Origin of the sequence: Bacteroides sp. HPS0048 (assembly GCF_964240755.1) — a bacterium.
Taxonomy (GTDB): Bacteria; Bacteroidota; Bacteroidia; order Bacteroidales; family Bacteroidaceae; genus Bacteroides; species Bacteroides nordii.
The window spans coordinates 14,726-39,154 of sequence record NZ_CAXSVC010000017.1 but is presented as its reverse complement, the minus strand read 5'-3'; the positions used below and the strand labels follow the sequence as shown (position 1 = coordinate 39,154).

Genomic DNA, 24,429 nt, shown 5'->3' with positions numbered 1-24,429 from the left:
TTTAAAATTTACTTTTGTAATTTAGCAGTAGTTCATTTGTGTCTTGAATATTTGGTGTGTGTTTGTTAAATTGTTTTGATATACTCAAATCAAAAACCGCCTAACTTTCGCAAGCAGGACGGCTAAAACTTTAAATATTTCCCTCGAAAGGGATAATACTATGAAAACAGTATAAAAGTAGTATTATCTTTTTGATAAAAAGAAAATATGGAATTAAATGATTGGTTGGCAATAGTAGGCGCTATAGGTGGTAGTTCTACAATTACTTGGCTAATTACTTTTTGGGTGAATCGTAAGACGAATGCCCGGAAGGAAGATGCTTCAGCAGACAGCATGGAGAATGAAAATGAACGTAAGCAGGTAGATTGGCTGGAAAAGCGAATGGCCGAACGTGATATAAAGATTGACTCTTTGTATAATGAACTCCGACAGGAGCAGTCAGCCCATTTGGAGGAAATTCATAAACGACATGAGCTTGAATTAAAACTGAAAGAAGCTGAGATAAAGAAATGTGATGTACGAGGATGTGCCAACCGGCAGCCACCAAGTGATTATTAATTAATAAAATGAGAACAATTGATTCAATAATTATTCACTGTTCGGCCACACGTGCCGGACTGGATTTACGTGCAAAAGATATTGACTGTATACACAGACAAAGGGGGTTCACCCGGATCGGTTATAACTTTGTAATTGATCTTGATGGTACTGTAGAGAACGGACGGCCACTCTCTATTGATGGTGCACACTGCAATACGAAAGGATTTTCCGGGGTGTCATACAATAAACACAGTATTGGTATCTGCTACATTGGTGGGCTCGATGTGAATGGACGTCCGGCAGATACCCGGACAGAAGCGCAGAAGAACTCTCTTCGTGATCTGGTTGCAAAGTTATTTAAAGAATATGATATCATTGAGTTGCTTGGACATCGCGATACTTCTCCTGATCTTGATGACAGTGGTGAAGTTGAACCGGGAGAATATATCAAAAGCTGCCCGTGCTTCGATGTGCGAAGCGAGTTTAATAACTTTTTGCGTAACACAATTGTGAAACCATGAAACGGTTTATTTACATACTGACCATGCTCCTATCCATCGGGGCATGGTTGGTATCTTGTAATAGTATTAAATATGTTCCGATAGAAACGGTTAAGATAAATACAGAATATCGCGATCGCTGGTTACGTGATTCTATCCACGTACATGATAGTATTTTTATGTTTATGAAAGGGGATACTGTTTTTCGTGATCGTTGGCATGTTGAATATAGAAATAAACTTGTATATGATACGACTTATATCAATCGGACGGATAGTATTTGTGTACCTTATCCCATCGAGAAGCAGTTATCTCGTTGGGAGTCTATTAAAATGGAGCTTGGAGGATGGGCCTTTGGTATTGTAATCGGATTTGCTTTGATTATGGCTGGTTGGCTGATATATCGGTTGAGGCGACGGTATAAATAACTTTTCCCCAACGGTTGATATGATCAATCAAATTCTGATTATTTAAATCATTAAATATTGAAATATCAAACAGATATGGCAGTGAGGATTCGGAGAATGCACAATTGATGGAGAGTAAGGTCTCTGGTGAGATCTTCCCTTTTAAAGTGACGTCTATGTCAGAGAAAGGCTTGAAATTCCCTTTAGCTCTTGAACCATAGAGTATTACTTCCTCTACTTCCGGATATTTGCCGAATATAAGAAAGATGGTTTGTAGGGTTTGTTCTTCTAATCCGTATTTCATAGATACTTTATTTATTAATCAGGAGCATTATAAAGATACGTATTTAACTGTGTGTTAATTAGTATTCTTTATATACCAAAAGTACGTACTTCTATAGGTATAAAGTACGTACTTTTGTAAGCTTAACAATGGTAGTTGAGAGACTCTGTTAATAATGTTAATTTGAATCTCTGTTATTCTACCATTGCGCGATACTTGTTAACGGTTGCTCCCATACCATCTACAAATCCGATTTTAGTACGATCACCACCCACATTGAATTTAACGTGTTGATCATAATAGAGTGTGGCACAATCCCCGTTATTTTCTTTCAGTTGGCGATACTCATTCCATGAGTGATCGTATTTTTCGAGTGCGAGTTTAATTGCTGTTTTATCATATACACCTGTTTGCTCACCCTGGTATCCTTTAAGCATGACAATCCAGCCTTGTTCCATAATTCTGTGGAGCCAGAGTCCATATAGAGAAGAGGTTTTGATATACTGTTCGATGGCTTTGTCGTTGCATTGTATCTTTTCGGATAATTCTACTATATCCTCCCAGAGTGCTACGGAAAGTTTCATTTCGTACAATGACTCGTCGACTATGTTTTTCTTTAAGATTTCATCGAAGATTCTCTTTAGCTGGTTGATTCCTCCTAAGTAATGGTCGCGTGTCCAGGTCACATTGACGGAGTGCAGGAGTGAACCTCTTCCCCGGATAATAGCATCGGGGGTCAGCATACACAGACGGCGGAAGAATGGGAGAGTCTCTTGGGATATACCAATTTTCAGTGCGTATTCATTGAAAATATCTTCTTCTGTGCGGTTAGGATTCAGGGCCCATTGGCTCATCACGTAGGCATTGAGGTCACACCAAAGTTCATTGGATATGTAAGGACCGTACCAGCCTCCACCTCTCGACCAGGTCCATACGCCATAGAACAATGGATTATCTTTCACATCGTTCAGGCAACGGGGAGAAGCATCCTGCTTTGTCTCTTCAAAGCCATTGATTACGGCATTTGCCACATAGTTCGGATAAGCTCCTTTTCCTTCATACTCACGCTGGCATTGTACCTCCACTACTTGTTTGTGTTTACCCAATGTGATCGTTTTGTTGAAATGGAAAGTCCGGAAGTAGTCTCCATTGGTGTGTTTGATAGCCATATAGAGATTGGGATGTGGTTCTACTTGCTCGGTAACGGCTAAGTAATAATCCGGGCGGACATGGAAGAAACCAAAATCCCACGTACGGTATATAATCTTCTTATTTCTTTTTACACATACCTCTTCTCTGAGCAGATTCATTAGCCGGGCATGTATCTCAATGCTTTTATCATATCTGTTTTTATAATCTACCGGGCCGTTTCCTATGTGATACGGAATGTTGTGGGTATAAGTCTCTCCGGTACGGATCACCAATCCGTCCATCTCCGGGAAACGCTCGAATAATTCTTTCAGCATGATCCGGTGAATCTCCCAGGTTTTGGGCTTCTCGAAAGATATTTTTCCATCCTCGTCACAAATCTCGTCTTTATAGAGCTCAACTAACTTTTGGGGTAATACAATGATATCAGTGAAATAGAACGCTTGTAAACCGTTCTCGTGACACGCTTTGATCTGTGTTCTGATTTCTTTTGTCAGTGTTTCGATCCATGCTTTTTCTTCTGATCCTTTCGGGAAAATACGCTTGTCGAATTTTGAGAAACTGACGGCACATTGCGGGAACTTAAACTCATTGATGACCATGCCATTCATGCCAAAAGAGGCTAACTTCTCCGGCTTGCGGAAAACACTCTGTGTCATGGCATCTCCGGGGTTGTGATGTACCATGTCCATTACCAGATATCCCTCTTTTTGAATTTGTTGTGCCAGGATAGGCAGAAACATACAGAGCCCTATCCCTCCTAATATCCACTTCTTCATAATTTTGATTTGTATTTATATTAATTGTGTCTTATTCTGTTGTAACGTAAGGCATTGCATCGGCATCGGATGCCCATTGCTTATTGGGAGTATTTCCCATGACGAAAGATAGAGTACCCCCTTTCAGTATGTCTTCATGCAGAATATAGCATTTGTTGTAAGGCTGTCCGTTTAAGGTTGCCGACTGGATATAGATGTTTTCCTCTGTATATCCTTTGGCCTCTACCTTGAATTTTTTTCCATTCTCCAGCGTGATGATACTCTCTTCAAAGCCCGGACTGCCAATGACGTAATAAGGCATACCGGGACATACCGGATAAAATCCAACCATACTGAACACTAACCATGCGGACATTTGTCCGGCATCGTCGTTACCGCTCAGGCCATCGGGCGTAGGATAATATTCTCTATTCAATATGTTGTGTACCCATTTCTGAGTTTTCCAGGCTTCACCTGCCAAAGCAAAAAGGTAGGGAATATGATGTCCCGGTTCATTGCCGTGCCAGTAGTAATCTTTTTCAAAGAAAGTGTCGAGACGTGTCCGGAAACGCTCTTTGCCGATATGTTTCATCAGTCCGTTTACATCATGGGGAACATACCATGTGTAATGGTAAGGTGTTCCTTCGCATATATAATCTACAAATTTATCGAATTCGAAAGGTTCGATCCATTCTCCGTTTGCATAACGTCCGCGTGCATAGCCGGTTTCCGGATCGATCACGTTTTTATAGTTCATGGCCCTTTTTACCAATGTTCTGTAGTCATCTGTTTTTCCTAATTTCCTGGCTACTTGTGCCAGAACGAAGTCATCATAGGCATATTCCAGTGTTCTGGATACTTGTTCTCTCTTATGGAATGCATCCCATACATTGTCTTCCAATGGGATATAGTGGTATTGAAGATAGGATTCCAGACCCCGGCGTCCTTTACCTTCTACATAACTTTTCCGGTCTGTATTGACTTCAAATGCATTTTTGCGCATAAGCCGGTAGGCTTCCTCATAGTCGAATCCCGGAACCTCTTTCAGGATGGCATCCCCCATCATGGCTATTCCGTGATCGCCGATCATGGCTGCCGTATAATTATTCCATAGTGGAAAGATAGGCAGCCACCCGCCTTGTTGCCCTTTTACAATGAAAGATTTAGAAAAATCTCCTGTGAGAGACGGGCTAAGAATGGAGTAGAGGGGTAATACGGCTCTGTAGATATCCCACATGGAGAAATCGCAATAATAGGTGAAATCTTTGGCTTGATGGATGGTGTAATTTTCGGAGAAACCGGGATAATAACCTTCCACATCGCTGAAAGTGCGGGGCAGCATACGGGCATTGTAAAGAGCGGTATAAAATTGAGTCTTTTTCTTCTCATCGCTGCTCTTTACAGCTATCTGGCTCAGTGCTTTCTCCCAGCTGGCTGCCGACTGTTTCTTTACTTTCTCGAAATTCCATCCGGGAATCTCTGCTTCCAGATTTTTACGGGCATTTTCAATACTGGTGAAAGAGGTACCTACTTTTACCTGTATGCTGTTCCCTTTTTCAGGAGCGAGTTTAATCCAGGCCCCTATCCTGTTTTTGTTCCCTTTTATTTCTGTTTCTCCCGTTGTGACTTCGCTGTCTTTCCATGTTCCGAAGGAGTCGAAATCTTCTTCAAACCGGATGACGAAATATCCACTGAATCCGGCACTCTTTCCACTTCCCTGATAGATTCTGTAGGCGGGATTATAACCTGTTACTTCCCTGCTCTTTGCATCAATTTTTAAATACCCCTGTTGCTTGTCACTATTGGGTTCTATAATGACATAACGATCTTTATCCGATTGAAAACTAAAACGCATGATTCCTGCGTGAGACAAACCTGTAAGTTCGGCATGAATCAGGTAATCTTTCAGCATCACCTGATAATAGTAAGGCTTTGCCGTTTCTTCATCATGGCTAAATTGGGAAGCACGCTCTCTGGCATTTGTTTTTAATTCACCGGTGACAGGCATTATTGTTACACTGCCATAATCCTGTGTACATGAGCCACTGATCCAATGGCTGGCACGGAATCCTTGTATTTCGTCGTGGTAATAATAATAAGGGGGATTACATTTATGCTCTCCTTCCAGTGTTTGTGGTACCCAGTTGGTCATTCCGTTGGGTACACCGACTGCCGGCATGGTTTGTCCTTTCTCTTCTGAGGGTGCTTTGTCACCTCGTGCATGTCTTTGTATGTCTGTACCAATGACGGGGTTAACGTAGTCTGCATATTTCTCATTCCGCGTCATAGAACAGCCGGATAACAGTAGTGTACATAATAAACTTAAATATAATTTCATACCTATTTATTTGTTTTCCATTAATGCGAAAGCGCACCACAGTACGGGTGCCTGTCCATGATAATCTCCTGTTTTTTTGGGTCGGTCATAATAGTATTGCCGGTTATTTCTCTTATTGGTGCCCGAACATACCTCTGTTACATCTCCGGCTTCATTGATATAAGAGACCAGTGATAGCCATGCTTTACGGACTGCAGGAGCATATTCCCGGGCTTTCAGCCAGCCTTGCTTTACGCCTGTGATCATGGCGTAGGTAAACATCGCCGTTCCGGAAGTCTCGTTCCAGCAATCGGGAGCGTCTATCAACTGATTCCACATACCGTTTTCTGCCTGATATTGTTTTAAACTTTTCATCATATCAAGATACCCCTGTAGGATACGCGGACGATCCGGGTTGTCTTTGGGCAATACTTTCAAAAGTTCTGCCATACCTGCTGCCATCCATCCATTGCCTCTTCCCCAAAGGAAAGGAACATCCGGGGCATGATAAAACAGCCCGTTAGGGCGTTGCAATTCGTCCAGGTAGACGGCCATTGAACGTGCAGTCCGGTCGATGTATTTCCGGTTGCCCGTTGCTCTGTAGGCTTGCGATTGCAAGATGGTTATCATATACATATCATCTATCCACAAGCGGGTTTGCCAGCTAAGTCCTTTGTCGGACCACCTTTTTTCTTCAGCTGAGGCTTCCGCAGGTAGTTCCCATTGTGTGTCGGCATAAGAAATTCCCAAATCCAGGTATTGCATCTTTTTTGTTATCAGATAGAGTTCCAGAGGAAGGCATCCGAACATGTTCAAATCGACATGATTTTTGATGGGCAGGAGATCTCTTTCTGCTGTATACAAATAGTCAAAACGTTCTTGTAACTGCCTGGATAACTCTTTATTCTTGCTTTCGCTGGCAAAACGCACTGCTCCGTACCAGGTACATACTTCAGCATAATGTATCCATTTACCACCATGTAGCATGTGTTTACCGGATAAAAAGCGGTTGGCAACCTTGATTCCTACCTCTTCCGGAGTGTAACCTTCGGGAAACTTCTTCAGAATCCTATTTTGCGCCACAGAGGTTGACGCAAATATAGTAAAGATAATGATATACAGGACTTTTGTCGACATTTACTTTGATGCATTTATGAGAAATGAATTAATTCGATAGAACGCAAATTAACACAAATTCGTGCAAATTAGAAAGACGGTTCTTTTTTATTTTCCGTTTATTTACTTTGCGGGAATCCGGGTTAATCTGCGTTTCAGTCAATCATCTCTTTGGTATACTTTTCTATAATTATTCTTTATACGCTCCCCAGAATTTAAGTTCACTTAGCTGAATCTGAGCACTGGGTTCCCTACATTCACGAACCACAAAACGAATGTAACGGAAAGGTTCATTAGCGTATTTCGGGTCCATTTCTACTTCAAATCCGGCTTTTATAAATTCGGTATCTTCATTGGTCAGTAAATTGGGGTCCGTGGCTCCTGAGGGTAAAGTCAGTTTGAAATCTGCCAGTTTTTCCCAATCGTTCTTCCACTCATCCGTACCGTTTACTTCCGACCATTCCGTCCAGTACTTCAGGTTATCTTCTTTACTTCCGTCTCCTATCTGGTTGAGGGGTTTGGGATTGTTGGTACCCCATACTTCGAAACTCGTAAATGTTTGTGCTGAGAAGATGGGACTACGGCTTCTCATCCAATACCTGAGCCGGCTATAAGAGGCTTTTTTGCCCATATCAATGGTGAAGTACAAGGGCATTACTGTATATTCGGCATTAGGCCAGTCGATAAAGTCGGACAGCTTGTTGCCCTTGGTATGCCACCAGGTAGAATTATTCCAGGTGTTACCATCATGAATCAGGCGGAACTGACGGTTGGCAGCGGCTTCTTGCCCTACGATGTCACCTCTGTAAATGCAAGATTTATCGTCCCATCCCCATCTTTGCCAGATATCGCCACTGTTGTTACGTCCAACGATCTCTTCTTCAAACAAAGGAGTCAGTATGGTATCCAGCGGAGCTGAATAATTTCCCCATTTGTCTTTGATCTCGAAATAGAACTCCTGTTCCGCGTTTTCCAATCCTCTGAACGTGTATTTGCCCTCTTTGGCTTTACTGTAATAGGCATCATAGAATGCCATGTCACCTTTAGCATCTTTTCTATAAAGAGTGATAGATATCTCGTCTTCCTGTGCGTTTTCCCATAGCATATAGACTCCACCGAATGTAGGGTTTACTTTTAGTGATTTACGAATCATTTCTACCGGAGGAAGGAGAGGCTTGATCTGTACTTCTACAGGGGCAGAGTGATTCATACTTTTATCAATGGCAAATAGTTGTACGGTACGTTCGTTTACATCAGGAAAGCCTTCCAGTGAAATTGTATTATTGAATGCAGATGAATATGCTTCCTTCAGGTCTTCTCCTTTTTTGTAGTAGTACACTGCTTTTACAGCCAGAAGATCGGGATCATCGGGTAGTTTATAGGTGATTATTGCACCACCGTTTATATTCTCTACTACTACGTCTGTTACACTTTTAGGAGGAATATTGTCTTTTTCATCCTGCCAGTCTTTTACTTCCGAACAGCTCCACATCAGGGAAACTGTTAACAATATGTATGCTATATAATTTCTTTTCATTTTGTTTTATTGTTAAACTGTTACTAATCTGTTTACAATTACCAGTTTAAGTTTTGTACCAGGTTTTTGTTTCTTAACAAAACGCTTTGTTTGATTGGCCACAGGTAATCCTTCTTTGTATATTTCAATTGATAGACAGTTTTCACCTGATAGAAATCCTGTGTTGTTTCGCCCAGAATATTCAGGCCACGTATCGGTTTGTTGAGGTATGTTTCTGCCAGTTTCCATCGTTTCAGGTCCCAGAAACGAACGCCTTCGAAAGCCAGCTCGTTCATACGTTCTCTGCGTATAATTTCTCTCATTCCTTCCTTGTTTTTCGGTTTGTCCGGAGTCAATGAATGTTCCTGCCAACTTTTTACCACACCTTCCAGTCCGGTTCTGGCTCTCACCTTGTCGATGTATTCATATACATCCTGATCCGGGGCTGCTTTCCATTCGTTCAGTGCTTCGGCGTACATTAAGTAAAGATCGGCCAGGCGTATAATAGGAAAAGCATATCTGTGTTGGGTAAACTGGTCGCTGTTGTCAGGTACGGACGATAAATAATGGATCATTTTCTTGCACAGGTAACCAGTGCTGGAATGTCTGTCTGAAGGATTGGTACCTCCACCGATATTGCCGAATTTCAATTGGGTTACCCAAAGATTATCATCGGAAGTGGTCCTGCTGTTACCATAAAATGTACCTCCGTCGAAAATGATAGAACCATAAAAACGGGCTTCTCTTTTGAAGTGAAGATTGATTGTCTCAAATCCTTCCTGGATATACAACTTATCACTGGCAGATGCTGTCTTTATTCCCATTGGATCTACTCCTACCCAGTCTTTGTCTTCTTCGATCGGTACTCCGTTTTCGGTATAAAACTGTTCAACCATTCTTAAAGGAGGGGCATAGCATTTCCGCAGGCCGCCTGTACCTTGTCCGCTCATGAAGATGGGGTGGCAGGCACGTTGCAGGTTGTCTGTGTTTGAATTAGAATCGCCCCAGATGATTTCTTTGTTCCATCTTTCTGTAGCGGCTCCCCTCACTTGCATAGCCAGGATTGTCTTTTCATTCAGTTTGCTTGCATAGTTTGTCTGCTTGAAGTCAAATAAATCATGACCGGCTTCATGTGCTACATCAATGGCCGTTTTGAGTGCATCTGCGGCTGTTTTCCACTTGTCTGCACTGTAATTTTGCGGGAAAAGATGAATACCTCTGTTGTCGGTAATGTCCGCATAGTCGGGATTACCGTTGAAGAGCGGGCTGGCAGCTAACGTAAGGAGTTGCGCTTTTACAGCCAGTGCCATCGGTTGGGTAGGTCTTCCCAGGTCATTCATCAGATCTTCTATCTGTAACGGAAGATCACTGGCAGCTTCGTCCAGTAAGGATGCGATATAGCTTACTACCTCGTCTACCGGTTCCCGGTATCTTTGTACTTCTTCGGATGTGGAACTGATAGGCAGGTTTTCTTTAATTAATGGGATAGGTCCGTACATGCGGAAGAGCCAGAAATGATAGAATGCTTTTAAGAATTTTACTTCTGCAACCCATCTGGTCCGTTCTTCTTCTGTCAGATCATAAGGTTTGTGAATGTTTTCAAGAAAGATATTGCAATCGCTCAATGCTGTGAATATTGCTTTACCTCCTTTCAGATCATCGCCATTCTGTTTGCTACCCCAATAGTTTGCCAAAGGAGCATTGGTACCCTGGTCGCCACGGGCAATGTACCAAAGGCGAGGGCTCATGCCGGTTACAGGATCAATATACCATACTTCGTCTCCACCAAGAAGTGCCGGATTGGAACCGGCATCGGCAAATGAAGGGAGGAAGGAAAAGCAGCCATAAAGGAATCCTTCTGCTTCGTGCCGGTTTTTGAATGCATGATCTACTGTGGGGATATTGTCCGGAACTACATTTAAATATTCCTGACAGGATGCCAGTGAAATGCAGAGTATCAGGATAAAGGTTTTAAAAATCGTCAGATATGTTTTCATAATGTATATGTTTTTAGAATGAAAGATTAAGTCCTAAGTTAATAACGCGCTGGATAGGATAGCCTAATCCGTTACCACCCATTTCTACATCCCAAAGTTTGAACTTACTGAATAATAACAGATTGGTACCGCTTGCATAAAAACGACAGGTGGTCAGCCTCATCTTGTTCGTAAAACTCTTGGGAAGTGTATAACCTATTTCCGCACTTTTGAAACGAAGAAAACTACCGTCCTGCATAAATTGAGTACTGCGTTGGTTGTTGTTGGCAATAAGCGTGTTTGATAATCTTGGCCAGTATGCTTTCGGATTCTGAGAGGTCAATGACCAATGGTCGTCTGCAATGAATTTGGCCAATCCGGTTTCAATCACTCTTCCGTTGGCAGTGGATTGGTTGAATGGAGACATTTTATCAGCGTCTATCCAGAATGAGGAGCGGGCGGAGCCTTGAAAGAATACGGAGAGGTCGAAGTTCTTATATCCGAAGGAAAGTCCGAATCCGTAGTTGATTTCCGGTGTGGTAGGATATCCGATGGGTACCATATCTATTTCATTGATAACACCGTCATTGTTGATGTCTTTGTATTTGATGTCGCCTGCCAGATATTCACCGAAATCCTGCCGGGGAGAGTTCTGAACATCTGCATCATCGATGAAAAGTCTTTCGGCCACATAGCCCCATTTCTGCGAAATAGGCATACCCATTTTTGATTTCCAGGGAATGGCACTATAATCAGGTTCTTCATAGAAGCGGTAGGTAGATTTGGCATATGTAAAGTTGGCTCGTCCTACCATCCACAAGTCTTTATGGAAAGAGTGGTTGTAATCTATTGATATATCGATACCTTTACCGTTCGCTTCTCCCACATTAACATCCGGAGTAGCCCATAGTCCCATTGAAGTGGAAATATCTTCTCTGGACTGGAGAATGTTGGTACGGCGTTCTTTGAAAAAGTCAGCCATGATATCTACCTTTCCGTCAAACAGTCCGAACTCAACACCGAGGTTTGTTTTGTAAGCTATTTCCCATCCGATCTCGGAGTTGGGATAATTACTGATTTTTACTCCTTTACGGGTTCTTCCGTTAAATTCGTATCCGGTGCTGAAGCTATCTCCGCCACCTATGGTTACTTGTGAAAGATAGAAGAAACGCTGACTCTCTTTTCCGATTTCGTCATTACCTACCAGACCGTATGTGGCACGTAATTTGAGTTTGGATACAACTTTTTTCAGATTGTCTGTCCAGAAGTCTTCATTGGAGATAGACCATCCAAGTCCGAATGAAGGAAAAAATCCCCAGCGGTGCCCTTTGTCAAACTTCTCCGAGCCATTATATCCAAAGTTGAACTCTGCCATGTAACGGGAGTCGTATGCATAGGTAAAACGTCCTGATAATCCCAGGTTTCTTTTCTGTAAAGACTCGGAAAGAGTAGAAGCATTACCTGTCAGCGAGTTACGCGCAATGGCTACTAACATACCACTTACTGCATTCTTTTTAAAATCGCGATTGTAAGCAAGAGAAGCTTCTCCATAGAATGAACTGATAACCGTTTTACTTCCCGGATTATAGCTGATAAATTCTTCACCAGTGTCCGGATTTAGTTCTGTCAGGGTATAACTATCTGTGAGTCTGTCATAGGTTGATTCATAGTAGAACGGGCTGTATGCTCTTGTTACATCAAAACCGGAAGTACGGATTGTATTACCCAACAAGCGGCCTGTCAACCCTTTTACCCATTTTCCAAAATCCTGTTTCAATTCCATCTGGGCCATCATTACTGTTTTGCTTTCCTGCTTGTAGCCCTTTACCATTTCGGCATAGGGGTTCATATATTGCACCCCCTCATTACCACCAAACAGGATGTGTGTAGTACCGGCATAGGTTTTATCCGGTTCGTAATAAGCAGGGAAACGTACGGGGCTTACATTCAGAATATTCCTGTACATTTCGCTGCCTCCTCTGATAGGCCCCGAATAATCATCGAAAGTACCATGTACACGAACGATTGCTTCTGTCGTTTTGGTCAGATTGATGTTTATATTAGAACGGATCAGATACTTTTTCAGATTGATGTTATTATTAAAGTTGTTGCGCTTGTCTACTTTCAGAATACCATTGTCCTGAGAAAAAGAACCTGCAATGTAATACCGGGCTACTTTACCACCTCCCGAAATATTCAGATTGGCTCTTTGATTGATGGCTACATCTTTGGTCAACATCTTCATCCAGTCTACTGCCGGATACGCATACTCATTTGTTCCGCGGATGGTATTATCGATTTTGCTGTTTGAGTAAGGTACCGGAGCCAGGGGATTCCGGGCGGTTACCGCTTCGTTGGCAAGCCGCATATAAGTGATGGGGTCTGCCATCTCTATTTTCTTGGTGGGTGAAGAAAAGGAATTTTCTACGCGGAAGGAGACTTTTATTTTCCCTTCTTTTCCTTCTTTGGTTGTAACGAGGATTACACCGTTTGCACCGCGAGCACCGTACAAAGCAGTTGCCGTAGCATCTTTCAGGATAGAGAAACTTTGAATATCGTCCGGATGTAGTCGTGACAGGTCATTGGAAGATACTTCCACATTGTCAATCAGGATAAGCGGGTCTACCTTTCCTGCGCCAAAAGAGGTTACACCACGGATAAAGAATTCCGCATTGTCCTGTCCCGGTTCACCACTCGTCTGATAAGAAATGACTCCGGCTATACGTCCTGAAAGGGCTGTTGTCAGATTACTGGAGGGAACTCTCAGGTCTTTGACATGTACTGTCTGAATGGAGGAGATTACACTCTCCTTTTTTTGCTTTCCAAAAGCAACGATTGTTACTTCTTCCAGCATATCTTCCTTTTCTTTCAGTGTTACATTGATAATCTTTTTATCTCCGACAGCAATTGTCTGGCTCGCCATTCCAAGATAAGAAAAAGTAAGTTTCTCATTCTTATTTACGTCGATAGTGTAAGTACCGTCAATATCTGTAATAGCTCCCCTGGGAGTACCTTCTACTACAACGGTAGCACCGGGTAACTTTTCGCCGTTTATATCTGTTACCACGCCTTTCACGGTTATCTTTTGTTGAGCGACGGCCGGAATACCCGGAGAAGCCATTTTATCCTTTTTAGTAATAAAGATTTGTTTGTCGTCTATCAGATAAGAATTATTGGTTTTTGCCAATACTTTGTCAAGAACTTTGTCTACTGTCTGGTTCTTGACTTTTAAGGATACTTTTCTATTGGAATCTACGTCTTCTTCTAAGTAGAAAATTACAAATTCACTGTTTCTTTCTATTTCTCTGAATACTTCTTTTAAAGTCGTGTTTTCAACATCTATAGAAATATGTGTTGCCTGGGCATAGCTACTGTTTGCAAATGAGTCGATGATTATGCACGTAGTGGCTAAGAAAGTTATAAGACCGATTTTCATAAATTTATTTAATTGGCATCTGTTTTTGCCAATTATACATATGTTTTTCATACATTTACAATGATTTTTGTTTGAATAAAATTGGACTGGTTGCAGTCAGTCCAGTTATTAGAAATCTACAGCCGGATGATATTGCAGTATCGTCCGGTTTTTTAGGGTTATTGTGTTTTTCTAAGTTATCATAAATTTACTTTTTTTTTAGGGTTTAACATCTACAAATATTTCATCACTTTTTGGAGTAAAGGTTATTGGTGCTGCAGCTTCCAGACCTTTTAGCAGTTTAAATATATCATCTTTTAAATTGAGTGTTCCCGATCCGTGAAGTTTTTCAACTCCTTTCGTCCATACTATTTTCCGACCGTAATATTTGGATAGTTTGTTTAATATATTGGAAAACTCTTCGTTATCAAACATATAAGTACCATAACGCCAGGAGGTGTAATTTTCTGTATTGACTTTACTTTGGGAAATCTTACCGGATTCAAAGCAAAGCATATCACTTGGTGCGAGTGTTGCTTCCAGGTTATTTTTGGTATGAATATTTACTTTTCCGCTGACAAGCACTACTGCTGTATTACTGTCTCCTTCATAAGCAGATACATTGAAACTTGTTCCCAATACATTTACATCCAGCTGATTTGTTTTTACTATAAATGGCCTTTTCTTGTCCGGTGATACTTCCAGATATACTTCTCCCTCTACAAAAATTTCTCGCTTATCGTCTTCAAATATTTCCGGATAAACGACACGGCTATTGGCACTTACCCATATATTGGTCCCATCTGAGAGTGCCAAGAATGAACGTTTGCATGGTGGTACAATTAACTGATTGAATTTTGATTGCTTTTTTTCCGGTTTGTCATTTTCTTTAGTAGCCACTTTTTCGGAATTGATAGAAAGTGTACCCTTTTCATCATACTGAATGACGGATTCTTCTCCCTGGATAGTCATCTCGTTGTTGTTACTTCGTATGAGTTGTACTTCTGAGGGGAACTGGGTGGGCTTTGCTACTTCTTCAATAGCCATTAAATTATCATTTGAGTAAAAATCACTGTAGTAGGTCCAACCCAATATACAGAATAATGCAATACTTGCTGCTGCCGATACAGTGATCCATAAATGCTTTTTGCTCCTTTCCTTTTTAGTAACTTCAATGCTTTGATTAATTCTGTTTAGTAATTCATCCTGCGCATCTGTTGAAATTTCTTTTTTCCGGAAAGGTATTCTGCAAATAATTTCCTGTGCCCGGTTGATTTCAGAAGCTAATGCCTCGTCATTCTTTATGATAGTATCCCAGAAACGGATACTTTCATTTGTTGGAGTGAGCTGTGATTCCAGGAAAAAATCATCCTGTAGTAGTTCTTTATAGGTGTATCCTTTATAATTCATGTATTCTTTAATCCTTTCCTTGTGTTTACGGTAACATACAGAATACAATTGGTAGCGGAAAACATACTCACCTTAAGTGATTTTTTTTATGAAAAGTGAAAAAGTGGTTGTACGGGAATAGATTATACAGTATCTATAACTTTGTATATCAATGAAATATATAGATGAAGAGGTAACCGGCTTTCGCGCATTTTTTTTAATGAGCGCTGAATGAGATTTTGTACGGACTGAGTATTCATCTGCATCAGGATGCCTATCTCTTCCATAGAGAGTTCTTCTATGAAGCGATGATAAATGACTTCGCGTTGCCGGTCCGTCAGTTGGTTCATTAGTTGCAGAATTACTTTTCTTGTCGATTCCTGTTCCAGACTTGACAACGCTTTGTTTTCATCTGAATGGTCTAATATATTATATAATTCCTGTTCTTCGAGTTTCTCGAATACCATTTCGCGTTTGAATGTGTTATACAGACTGTTTTTGAGAGCGGTGAAAAGATAGAATTTGATATTAACTTCTTTCTTCAATTGTGTGCGATTCTTATATATGCGGACAAAAACATCATGTATAGCATCTTTTACAATATCTTCGTTTTGAGTGAATTGAATGCCATAACGAAAAAGAACCCCGACATACTTCTTGTAAATCAGTTCGAAACTTTTATCATCTCCGTTAATAAAATCAATCCAAAGATGATTTTCTTGCCTGTTTGAGGGTGAAAATGAGGTTTCCTGTTCTTTATTTATATGCATTGGTTTTTACTCTCCAACACAAATATAGTAATTTTTGCATTATAAATGATTTTTTTTCTATCTTCTATGTAAAATTGCTGTTTAATACCGCTGTTATTTATAGTGTTCTTTAATCATTTTCTGTACTAATTCGGGATTGTTTGTAGTAATATAGTCGGCACCATTGTCAATACACCATTGAATCCCTTCAGGATCACTAACTGTCCAGATGTTAACTTCAAGCCCTAAATTATGAAGTTGTTTTATCCATTCGGGATTTTTTTTGAATACATTAATATGATAGTCGGCTCCTGTGCCTCCAATACTTTTTAATACATCCGGTGCTACTCCATTCAGATAAAGAATCGGTCGTTTAGTTTGTTTTACAAGCTCATCAAAAGCATTTCTGGAAAATGTAATGTATGAGGTTCTATTTTCCAAACCTTTTTCTTGTACCATGTTGAGTACCATGCTGACGGCTTCTGCTTCGTGCTTTCTATTTTTATGAGGTTTTATTTCCAGTACGAGATCTACTGTGAGAAGTTTTGCAACATCCAAGAATTGACTTAATGAGGGTAAGAGCTCTCCGTTTTTTAACTTTTGGCTGAGGATGGTATCAGAGGAAGTGGTTTCTATTTCATAACCGTTTATAGTATTATCATGATTTACCACAAGCTGTTTATCGGCCGTTAACCATACATCAAATTCACATGCGTCACATTTAATGGAATCTGCCTTAATTAGTGCTCTGATGGAGTTTTGGGCTGAACCTTCGGTATCCCAATGTCCACGGTGGGCGACGACCTTTGGCTGGGCATTTACATTTGTAATGCTGATTGTAAGAAGTCCTGTTAAGTAAATCAATGTTAGTTTCTTTTTCATATATTCTAAAATTTGAGATTATTTTTTCAATGAGATAATTACACTCCCCGGTGAGTTGCAAGAAAGATAAATAAAACCGTTTTTTCTTTTGATTTTAGAATCAGAGGAGTTTTCTATACTATTTATTTTCTTGTATATTGTACTGTCCGGGAAAGGAATGGTAAAATTCCCTTTTATATTATTGCTGAAGAAGATAGCTCTTTTTCCATCAATAAATCCGTCATAGGCGAATGAGGATTCATTGTCGAGTAGTGGTGTCGTAATCCAGGTATAAACTCCACTCCATGAATCGTAGTCACCGGCAGTACGTGGTACGTTTCCTATCAGTTTATGATAGCATTTGGTCCATGAATTACCTATGAAAATAACATCATCATCAGGAAGTTCATTGTGTGTTCCCAAACTGCGATTGAGGAGAAAGGAGGCTTGAAAGTAAGAATCTCCCTTCTCAATATATCGGTTGAACCGGGGGAAATCTTTTTTCTTGAACCTGCTTACTTTCTTTATATCAGTCCAATACGCATATTCACCTGAAGGAGTAAGAAGTTGTTTTTCGTTTTTAAACATAGATTGCATCCCATAATATTTTTCTATTATAACCGGGATTCTATTGGTATAATCATGGGATAAATCTACCTGGATACTATTACCGTTTACTGTGTAGTTTACATTTTCAGTGCACAGCGTATCGGTGAAGTATATCTGATTATCTCTTTCTTTTGCACTGAGCGGGTTAATAATGTAATTTTTTACTTCAATTTTAATTGTATGTGCTTTGAGCGTAGTATCAGTAGTGATACTACGCCCATCAGCATACAATTTGATAGAAAATGTTTCGGCTGTTTGGGTTTTTTCATCCAGGAACAGATGGTTACCGCCACACCAACCGCCTTCCAGAATGTTAAATGGACCTATATTATCGCTATAGGTTTCATTTACTATTTGAGTATTAGTGGAATCGGAAGTAATGGAAACACGGTAAAATGTAAATAAGTCATTGGCCATGCATTTTTTGAACCAGTAGTTTATTACATGACGGTCATCGATCATAGAAGATATATATACATCTTCCCCTGTCTTCGTTATTATGCTCAGTTTGTTTTGAGAATAAGACGATAGGGAAATAAACATACATATAATTAATATAATCCGGTCCATCTATTTGGTTAATGCTTTCATATTTCTACGGGCAGTAATATGACGTGCCAGGCGATCCATAATCTTCTTATCCTCCGGAGAAGTAGAATTATACATGTCAATAAATCCTTTACTTCCGGTGTAATATGCAATGGCAGAGGTCTCAAATACTTTGTGTTTCTCAAATGCCTCGATGTAGGCTAACATTCTGTCATACGAAGAATCCTCACAATCGTAAAGAGCCTTGCTGTCACATTCGAATTCCATAGCCATTCCATTGTTCAAAGCGAGTTCACAAGCTTCGTCCAGCCGGGAGTCAGGGATATCCTTTGTGAAGAAATGGTTCGGCTGTTGATATGCGATATCAAATCCCAAGTCTTTCCACTGTTCGTATCCTTTGGCCTTCCAATAGGGGATCCATACAAACTCTTTTTTCTTTGAGTGGATGTATTGACTTACATATTTAGGAAGATCTTTACAGGTTGCTATATCTTCATCTACCCAGTAGAAACCGGCAAGTTCCAGATTTTTGTATTTAGCTTTTTTAAAACGGGTCATGAGTTGGTCTATATACCATTGGGCTGCTTTAACCTGGTCAGACTGTTGATTAAAATCAAGAGGATTTCCATCGATGCTTCCCCAGTCTTTTTGTTTAGGTAATGGTATAGCAATTCCTAAAATGACTTGATGTTTGAAGGATGGTTTTCCGATGTTTTTTTTCTCATTTTCAATGCACTGGTTTAATGCATCCAGCGCTTTCCCTTTTTCAAACAACCTGTCGAGAAGCCATTCCCACTCTATTTTTCGTGCCTGCTTTTTGGCATATCCATAGGCATAATTATGACCTTTACCATCGGCAAACTCGAGGAACAGAAAGCCATCGAATAACCAGTCTTTCGTGCCGTTGGCAAACTGATGGGTGACATACGGGACAAACTGATCAGGAGTCCAGTCGATTCTCTGTACACCTCCCTGGTATATTAATGCAAGATCTCTGATCTTACTGGTTTTATACTTGTTCTTTTGACTATTTTGAGCTTCTATCAGATGTATAGGAGCTACAATGATTAGTATCACTAAGAAATATAAAATCTTTTTCATGTTTGTTCTTTTTATAAATAAGTTTCTATTAGTTTATTATCGTACAATAACTTTTCTGGTTTCTCCGTCAATTTTTACTATATAAACACCTGGTGCGCATTGTAGCTTTCTGGTATTTTCACTGACAAGTATTCCATTTATAGTGTATATCTTGATCGATTCGGCGATTCCCTCTATACGTAATTCTCCGATACCCCCTGCCACAATAACATCAGTCTTCGGGTCATTGGTAGTTTCAATACCTACGCTCCGGCTACGCCTTTTTAATATATGATTGGCTATTCTATCAAGAATAAGAGTGTTTTCGATAGAATTTGAACGATACATATCAAGTATACCTTTTGTTCCTGAGTAATAGGCTATTGCCGAATTTTCAAAGACATTATTCTTTTCAAAAGCATTGATATAACTCTCCAGTCTACTGTAATATGAATCTTCGTTTTCGTATAATACACGACTATCGAACTCTACTTCCAATCCCATATTGAATTTATTTGCAGTATTGCATGCCTGAAGGAGGCGATCATCTGCTATCTCTTTGTCAAAGAAATGATTCGGTTGTAAAAAAGCAGTATCAAATCCTAACTTTCTCCATAAGTTATACCCCTGAGCATTCCAGTATGGAATCCAGTAAAATCGTTTATCCAGTTGGTGGATATAGTCACTTACATCTTTTGGTAAATCTCCGCATTTAGCAGTGCTCTCCTCAAGCCAATAAAACCCTGTTAGTTCGAGATTCTCGTATGCTCCTTCGTTAAATCGTTCTGTGAGTTGGTCAATGTACCATTTTGCAGCTTTTATCTGGTCATTCCGATGTGCAAAGTTTAATACTTCTCCATCAAGGCTTCCCCAATCGGTTTGATCAGTAATAGGCGATACTACCCCTAATACTATTTTGTGTTTAAACTGAGGTTCTCCGATAATCGTTTTATAATGTTCGATACACGAATTCAATGCATCGAGGGATTTACCTTTTTCAAAGATTCTGTTGAGTAACCATTCCCAATCACTCTTTCTGGCATTTCGTGCTCCATAATTATACCCGAATGCTATCTGCCAGTTATCTGTAAATTCAAAAAATAAAAAAGAGTCGAAAAACCAGTCCATACGTCCATCGGCAAAAGTATGTATGACATAGGGACGTAGTTCGTCTTCCGTCCATTCGGGGCGATGAGTACCTCCCTGATAGATAAGAGCCATATCTGATATTACATCAGTCTGGTAAGCTGCCAGTGTCGTATTTACTCCGGTAAGGATACTTATTATGACTATAAGTGTTATATATTTTTTTTTAAGTGTTGTGATAAACATTCTTTTCTTTTTATCAGTTATGACTTTTTTCAATAATGGTAGTAATCGTTTTTGTAAACCGGTTATTTAATGGAGAGTTTCATAACGTTTACTTTCTCAACGGGTTTTAGTACATCATTCACTTTCCAGGTTTTATCTTTACGGATACTGAATGGAATGGTAACCTTAAGGTCATTACTTGAAGAACCGAAAGACAGGAGATATTTCCCTTTTGATGTAAGCCATTGCGAATTGTTTTCATCGAATGAAGCTATATCATAATCGGTAAACTGAAGTTTTATTATTTCACTTTCTCCGGGTTTTAACTCCCGGGTTTTTCCAAAGGCTTTTAATTCTATATCGGGTTTTTGAATGAAGGTTTCAGGAGCAGAAATATAGAGTTGTACCACTTCCTTGCCGGATACATTACCTGTATTGGTCACCTCAATATTTGCGATCCATTTATTATTTTTTCTTTCTATTTTGGGTTTGCTGAAAGAGAAATTGGTATAAGATAGTCCATATCCGAAAGGATAAACAATCGATTGCTTTACTGTATTAAAGTAACGGTAGCCCACCCATATATCTTCTTCATAATTGGTATAATCGAAATTTTTGCCACTCTTGGTCTCTCCTACCATTGGAAAGTTTTTAGAAGAAGGAATATCGAAATAATCTGTCGGGAAAGTCATCGGGAGTTTTCCGGAAGGGTTTACTTTCCCACTAATTATATCTGTTATGGCATCTCCACATTCTTGCCCCGGAAACCATGCCAGCAGTATAGCGTCCGGTTTCTCTTTCCAGGAATTCATTTCCATTACGCCGCAGACATTCATTACTACAACTACTTTTTTTCCTAAGGCATGAAATTGGGAGGATACTTTATCGATCATAAATTTTTCTTCGGGAGTAAGATAGAAATCTCCCTCTAACCTTCTGTCGGATTCTTCTCCGGAGCCTCTACCGATAACGATTAGTGCAATATCAGAATTTTTAGCTTCCTGTTCGATGGTATTTTCTGCCTTTGTCAGATCCATTTCGGGAATGACTGTCCTGTTATAAGATAATTTTTCCCAGTCAGTACTTTGGGGGTGTTTATCAAGAAGATCATTCTGGAATTCTACGAATTTTGTGTAGATTCCTTTCAATCTGTTGTTGAGTTGATAGCCGCCATTTTCAAGTCCGGTAGATATATCAGTAATATGAGCTTTATTTACATTTGATGAACCTGTACCGCCTGCAATAGACTTGTATGCAGTAGCACCGAACAGAGCAATTTTAGTCCCTTTGGGTATGGGAAGAAAAGAGTTGTCATTTTTCAGTAATACCATTCCTTCGGTGGCTATACTACGCGCTAATTCTGCATTTTCGGAAAGGTTGGGAGCTTCTGTATACTTCCAGTTTTTATAAGAAATAGATTTGAAAATGAGTTCCAATGTATATTTTACACTTTTGTTTAAAGTAGCTTCACTGATCCGGCCACTTTTTACTCCGGCTATTATTTCGTCTATTTGAGATTGTTCTCCCGGCATCATTAAATCTGTTCCACCGTTAAGCTGGTCGGCGGTATCCCTTTTTTTATACCAATCGGTCACTATCAGTCCGTTGTACTTCCACTCGTCGCGAAGAATTGTTTGAAGTAGTTCCGGATTAGCCTGAGTATATTTACCTCCAATTTTGTTATAAGAACCCATTACGGTCCATGGATCGGAGTTTTTTATACAGATTTCGAATCCTTTGAGATAAATTTCGCGTAGTGCGCGTTGTGAGATGCGTGCGTCGTTATAGAGTTTGCCGGTTTGCTGATTATTGGCTATAAAATGCTTTAGGCTGGTCCCAATGCCTTTGTCCTGAATTCCGTTAATCATGGCTGCTCCCATGATGCCTGAGAGGTAAGGGTCTTCGGAGAAATATTCAAAATTGCGTCCGCAAAGAGGATTGCGCATGATATTGATTCCCGGTGTAAGTACGATATCGACACCATATGCCCTGGCTTCATCGCCTATTGCATTGCCTTCCAGTCGTGCTATGTCTTTATTCCAGGTGGCGGCTAATGCGGTAGTGGAGGGGAAACAGGTGCAATAAGAGGTGTATTTTTTAATTGGATAGGGGGATTTCCCGCTTACCGGGTTTTCTGCCGGGCCTGTAGAGGGGATGCCCAGAGAATCATATATGATGTATTTCCAATTCGATGGAACAGGGGTGATTCGTACACCGACCGGACCATCTGCCAGGTTGATGGAGGGAATGCCTAAAGAATCGATAGGAAAGGTATATCCTGCGGAACCTGCAACCATGTGGCTTAAGCCGTTATCACTACCCGTACATCCTACCAGAAGCCGGGCTTTTTGTTCTAAAGTAAGTTGGTTTATAATCGAATTTATATCTTTAGGTAATGGCTTATTACCGGCCAGTACGTTGCCAAATGAAAAGACGAGAGCGTATAATATAGGTATTATGGCTTTCTTCATGGTGTAGATGGTTTCTTATAGTTAGGTAAATGTGATTGATAAAAAGAGGCTGTAGAAAGAAAATACTACAACCTCTTCTCTCTGTTATCCTGTGTAACTGGTTATGTTAAGAAAATGATATTTGAACGAATGGCATTTACTTAACCATAACTTTAGTTACATTGTTATCTGTTTTAACAATATATGTTCCCGGAATGCACTTAACATTGTGTTCGTTTCGGCTTATAAGAGTACCGCCAATGGTATAAACCTCGATAAAAGTCGGTTCACCTTCGATGGTTATTTCACCCTTACCACCGATAATTGTTGCTTTGGGAGTTTCTACTTTTGCAACACCGGTACCACCTTCAACTGTGAATAAATATTTTGCAATGTATCCACTGGGGAAGTATTGATAAATATGAGCCTGGGTTTCGCTGATAGCTTCAGCCGAAAGATGATTTCCGTAGAAAGCGTTGCCGATATACATGGGATTACCATCATCTTTTTGTTCTGAATATTTTGTTGCTATTCTTACCGATTCATCACTCTCTTCAACATCAGGGATAGCTTTCGTAGCCAGTTTTGATACGGTGAAGCCGTCAGCGTTGTTTGAGCCGGAAGGATATACGATGTAATCTTGTCCTCCGAGTTTGAAGATATAGAATCCTGCGCATCCGCTGTGGCGGGGTGTTATATAATAAGAGTCGTGCGACCAGTTTCCGTCTTCATCCAATGATAATTTTTGGATGGAATTGCAATTCGTCTTATTAAATAACGGACTTAAAATAGACACATTTTCTTTTCCTTCCCAAGCTGAGATGATCGTAGTAGTGGCAAAGTTTCCTGCGACTTCGAAGGGGCTTGCATATGTGTAAGTGTATGTGTTGGCCACATCTTGTTTACCGTCTATGATAGGTATTTCTACCAGCTGGGGGTAATAGGTGGTACCCATGTATATGATACCGCCGGTTTCCTTATCAAGTACGTTGCCTTGAACATGTCCCCAAAAGTCGAGACGTCCTCCTGTGATACCGCTTAATGCAATATCTATCGCTGCTGAGCCGTCGGCAGGAATAATTCTCAATTCATTGATATCCTTGTTAAAAGGATCAGGAAATGTACCGATACGTACGAGGATGTTTCCTGCATCATCGAAAGTAATGTTAGTACCTGCTCCGGAAGGAATTTCTTGGATTTTTCCGGTTTCATTCCATACTTCGATTGTCTTGGCTGCCTTGTTTTGAAGATAGAATTTTCCATCTCTACCAAAACCTTGGCGTACGTCCAATGTCAATGGAGCCACATCCGTGTTCATCCATAACAAAGTAAGATTTGAATCCATAGTAGACTTCGCATCTGCAACAGAAGGAGTCAAAGCGAACATGCCGGTTAGCATTAACGCTGCTGTAAGTAATTGTTTTTTCATCACCTTTGAAATTTAAGTTAAACAA

General features: G+C 40.2%; 18 protein-coding genes. 3 read left to right on the top strand and 15 right to left on the bottom strand.

Annotated elements, in window-relative coordinates; translation table 11 throughout:
• Positions 1-207: 207 nt before the first annotated feature.
• Genes ACESQI_RS14115 through ACESQI_RS14105 form a run of 3 tightly spaced genes read left to right on the top strand, consistent with a single transcriptional unit; the run spans position 208 to position 1,468 of the window.
• Complete coding sequence (locus ACESQI_RS14115; RefSeq protein ID WP_373126396.1) at positions 208-558, top strand: hypothetical protein; 351 nt, start codon at positions 208-210, stop codon at positions 556-558.
• A gap of 8 nt (positions 559-566) precedes the next feature.
• Positions 567-1,061: an N-acetylmuramoyl-L-alanine amidase gene (locus ACESQI_RS14110; RefSeq protein ID WP_373126394.1), complete on the top strand. Its 495-nt coding sequence runs from the start codon at positions 567-569 to the stop codon at positions 1,059-1,061.
• Complete coding sequence (locus ACESQI_RS14105; protein WP_122201237.1) at positions 1,058-1,468, top strand: hypothetical protein; 411 nt, start codon at positions 1,058-1,060, stop codon at positions 1,466-1,468. Before ACESQI_RS14110 ends, ACESQI_RS14105 begins: the two co-directional genes overlap by 4 nt.
• Here the strand turns inward: ACESQI_RS14105 and ACESQI_RS14100 are convergent.
• The 15 genes from ACESQI_RS14100 to ACESQI_RS14030 all read right to left on the bottom strand — a co-directional run bounded on the left by ACESQI_RS14100 (position 1,422) and on the right by ACESQI_RS14030 (position 24,404).
• Positions 1,422-1,751 carry a nucleotidyltransferase domain-containing protein gene (locus ACESQI_RS14100; RefSeq protein ID WP_373126392.1) on the bottom strand — a complete coding sequence of 110 codons (330 nt, stop codon included), beginning with the start codon at positions 1,749-1,751 and terminating at the stop codon, positions 1,422-1,424. The two genes, ACESQI_RS14105 and ACESQI_RS14100, sit on opposite strands and share 47 nt — an antisense overlap.
• A gap of 173 nt (positions 1,752-1,924) precedes the next feature.
• Positions 1,925-3,658: a hypothetical protein gene (locus tag ACESQI_RS14095; protein WP_373126390.1), complete on the bottom strand. Its 1,734-nt coding sequence runs from the start codon at positions 3,656-3,658 to the stop codon at positions 1,925-1,927.
• Between the two features lie 31 nt (positions 3,659-3,689).
• Positions 3,690-5,975, bottom strand: coding sequence for a GH92 family glycosyl hydrolase (locus ACESQI_RS14090; protein WP_373126389.1), 2,286 nt, complete (start codon positions 5,973-5,975; stop codon positions 3,690-3,692).
• 6 nt (positions 5,976-5,981) lie between these two features.
• Entirely contained in the window at positions 5,982-7,091 is a 1,110-nt protein-coding gene (locus ACESQI_RS14085) for a glycoside hydrolase family 105 protein (protein WP_373126387.1), read from the bottom strand.
• Positions 7,092-7,260: 169 nt separating this feature from the next.
• Positions 7,261-8,607 carry a DUF5126 domain-containing protein gene (locus tag ACESQI_RS14080; RefSeq protein WP_195660205.1) on the bottom strand — a complete coding sequence of 449 codons (1,347 nt, stop codon included), beginning with the start codon at positions 8,605-8,607 and terminating at the stop codon, positions 7,261-7,263.
• Between the two features lie 38 nt (positions 8,608-8,645).
• The gene (locus tag ACESQI_RS14075; protein ID WP_195660206.1) at positions 8,646-10,583 is read right to left on the bottom strand and encodes a RagB/SusD family nutrient uptake outer membrane protein; all 1,938 of its coding nucleotides are present in this window, start codon (positions 10,581-10,583) and stop codon (positions 8,646-8,648) included.
• A gap of 13 nt (positions 10,584-10,596) precedes the next feature.
• Positions 10,597-13,998 carry a TonB-dependent receptor gene (locus ACESQI_RS14070; protein ID WP_373126385.1) on the bottom strand — a complete coding sequence of 1,134 codons (3,402 nt, stop codon included), beginning with the start codon at positions 13,996-13,998 and terminating at the stop codon, positions 10,597-10,599.
• 198 nt (positions 13,999-14,196) lie between these two features.
• Complete coding sequence (locus ACESQI_RS14065) at positions 14,197-15,387, bottom strand: FecR family protein (protein WP_373126383.1); 1,191 nt, start codon at positions 15,385-15,387, stop codon at positions 14,197-14,199.
• Between the two features lie 122 nt (positions 15,388-15,509).
• On the bottom strand, positions 15,510-16,136 hold the full coding sequence (locus ACESQI_RS14060; RefSeq protein WP_373126382.1) for an RNA polymerase sigma factor: 627 nt from the start codon (positions 16,134-16,136) through the stop codon (positions 15,510-15,512).
• 93 nt (positions 16,137-16,229) lie between these two features.
• Complete coding sequence (locus tag ACESQI_RS14055) at positions 16,230-16,997, bottom strand: glycerophosphodiester phosphodiesterase family protein (RefSeq protein ID WP_373126380.1); 768 nt, start codon at positions 16,995-16,997, stop codon at positions 16,230-16,232.
• Positions 16,998-17,015: 18 nt separating this feature from the next.
• Positions 17,016-18,128, bottom strand: coding sequence for a hypothetical protein (locus ACESQI_RS14050; RefSeq protein WP_229127698.1), 1,113 nt, complete (start codon positions 18,126-18,128; stop codon positions 17,016-17,018).
• 27 nt (positions 18,129-18,155) lie between these two features.
• Entirely contained in the window at positions 18,156-19,235 is a 1,080-nt protein-coding gene (locus tag ACESQI_RS14045) for a DUF4855 domain-containing protein (RefSeq protein ID WP_195661071.1), read from the bottom strand.
• 36 nt (positions 19,236-19,271) lie between these two features.
• Entirely contained in the window at positions 19,272-20,546 is a 1,275-nt protein-coding gene (locus ACESQI_RS14040; RefSeq protein ID WP_373126378.1) for a DUF4855 domain-containing protein, read from the bottom strand.
• A 62-nt stretch (positions 20,547-20,608) separates the two neighbouring features.
• Positions 20,609-22,996, bottom strand: coding sequence for a beta-glucosidase (locus ACESQI_RS14035; protein WP_373126376.1), 2,388 nt, complete (start codon positions 22,994-22,996; stop codon positions 20,609-20,611).
• A gap of 136 nt (positions 22,997-23,132) precedes the next feature.
• Positions 23,133-24,404: a hypothetical protein gene (locus ACESQI_RS14030; RefSeq protein WP_320969731.1), complete on the bottom strand. Its 1,272-nt coding sequence runs from the start codon at positions 24,402-24,404 to the stop codon at positions 23,133-23,135.
• Positions 24,405-24,429: the final 25 nt, after the last annotated feature.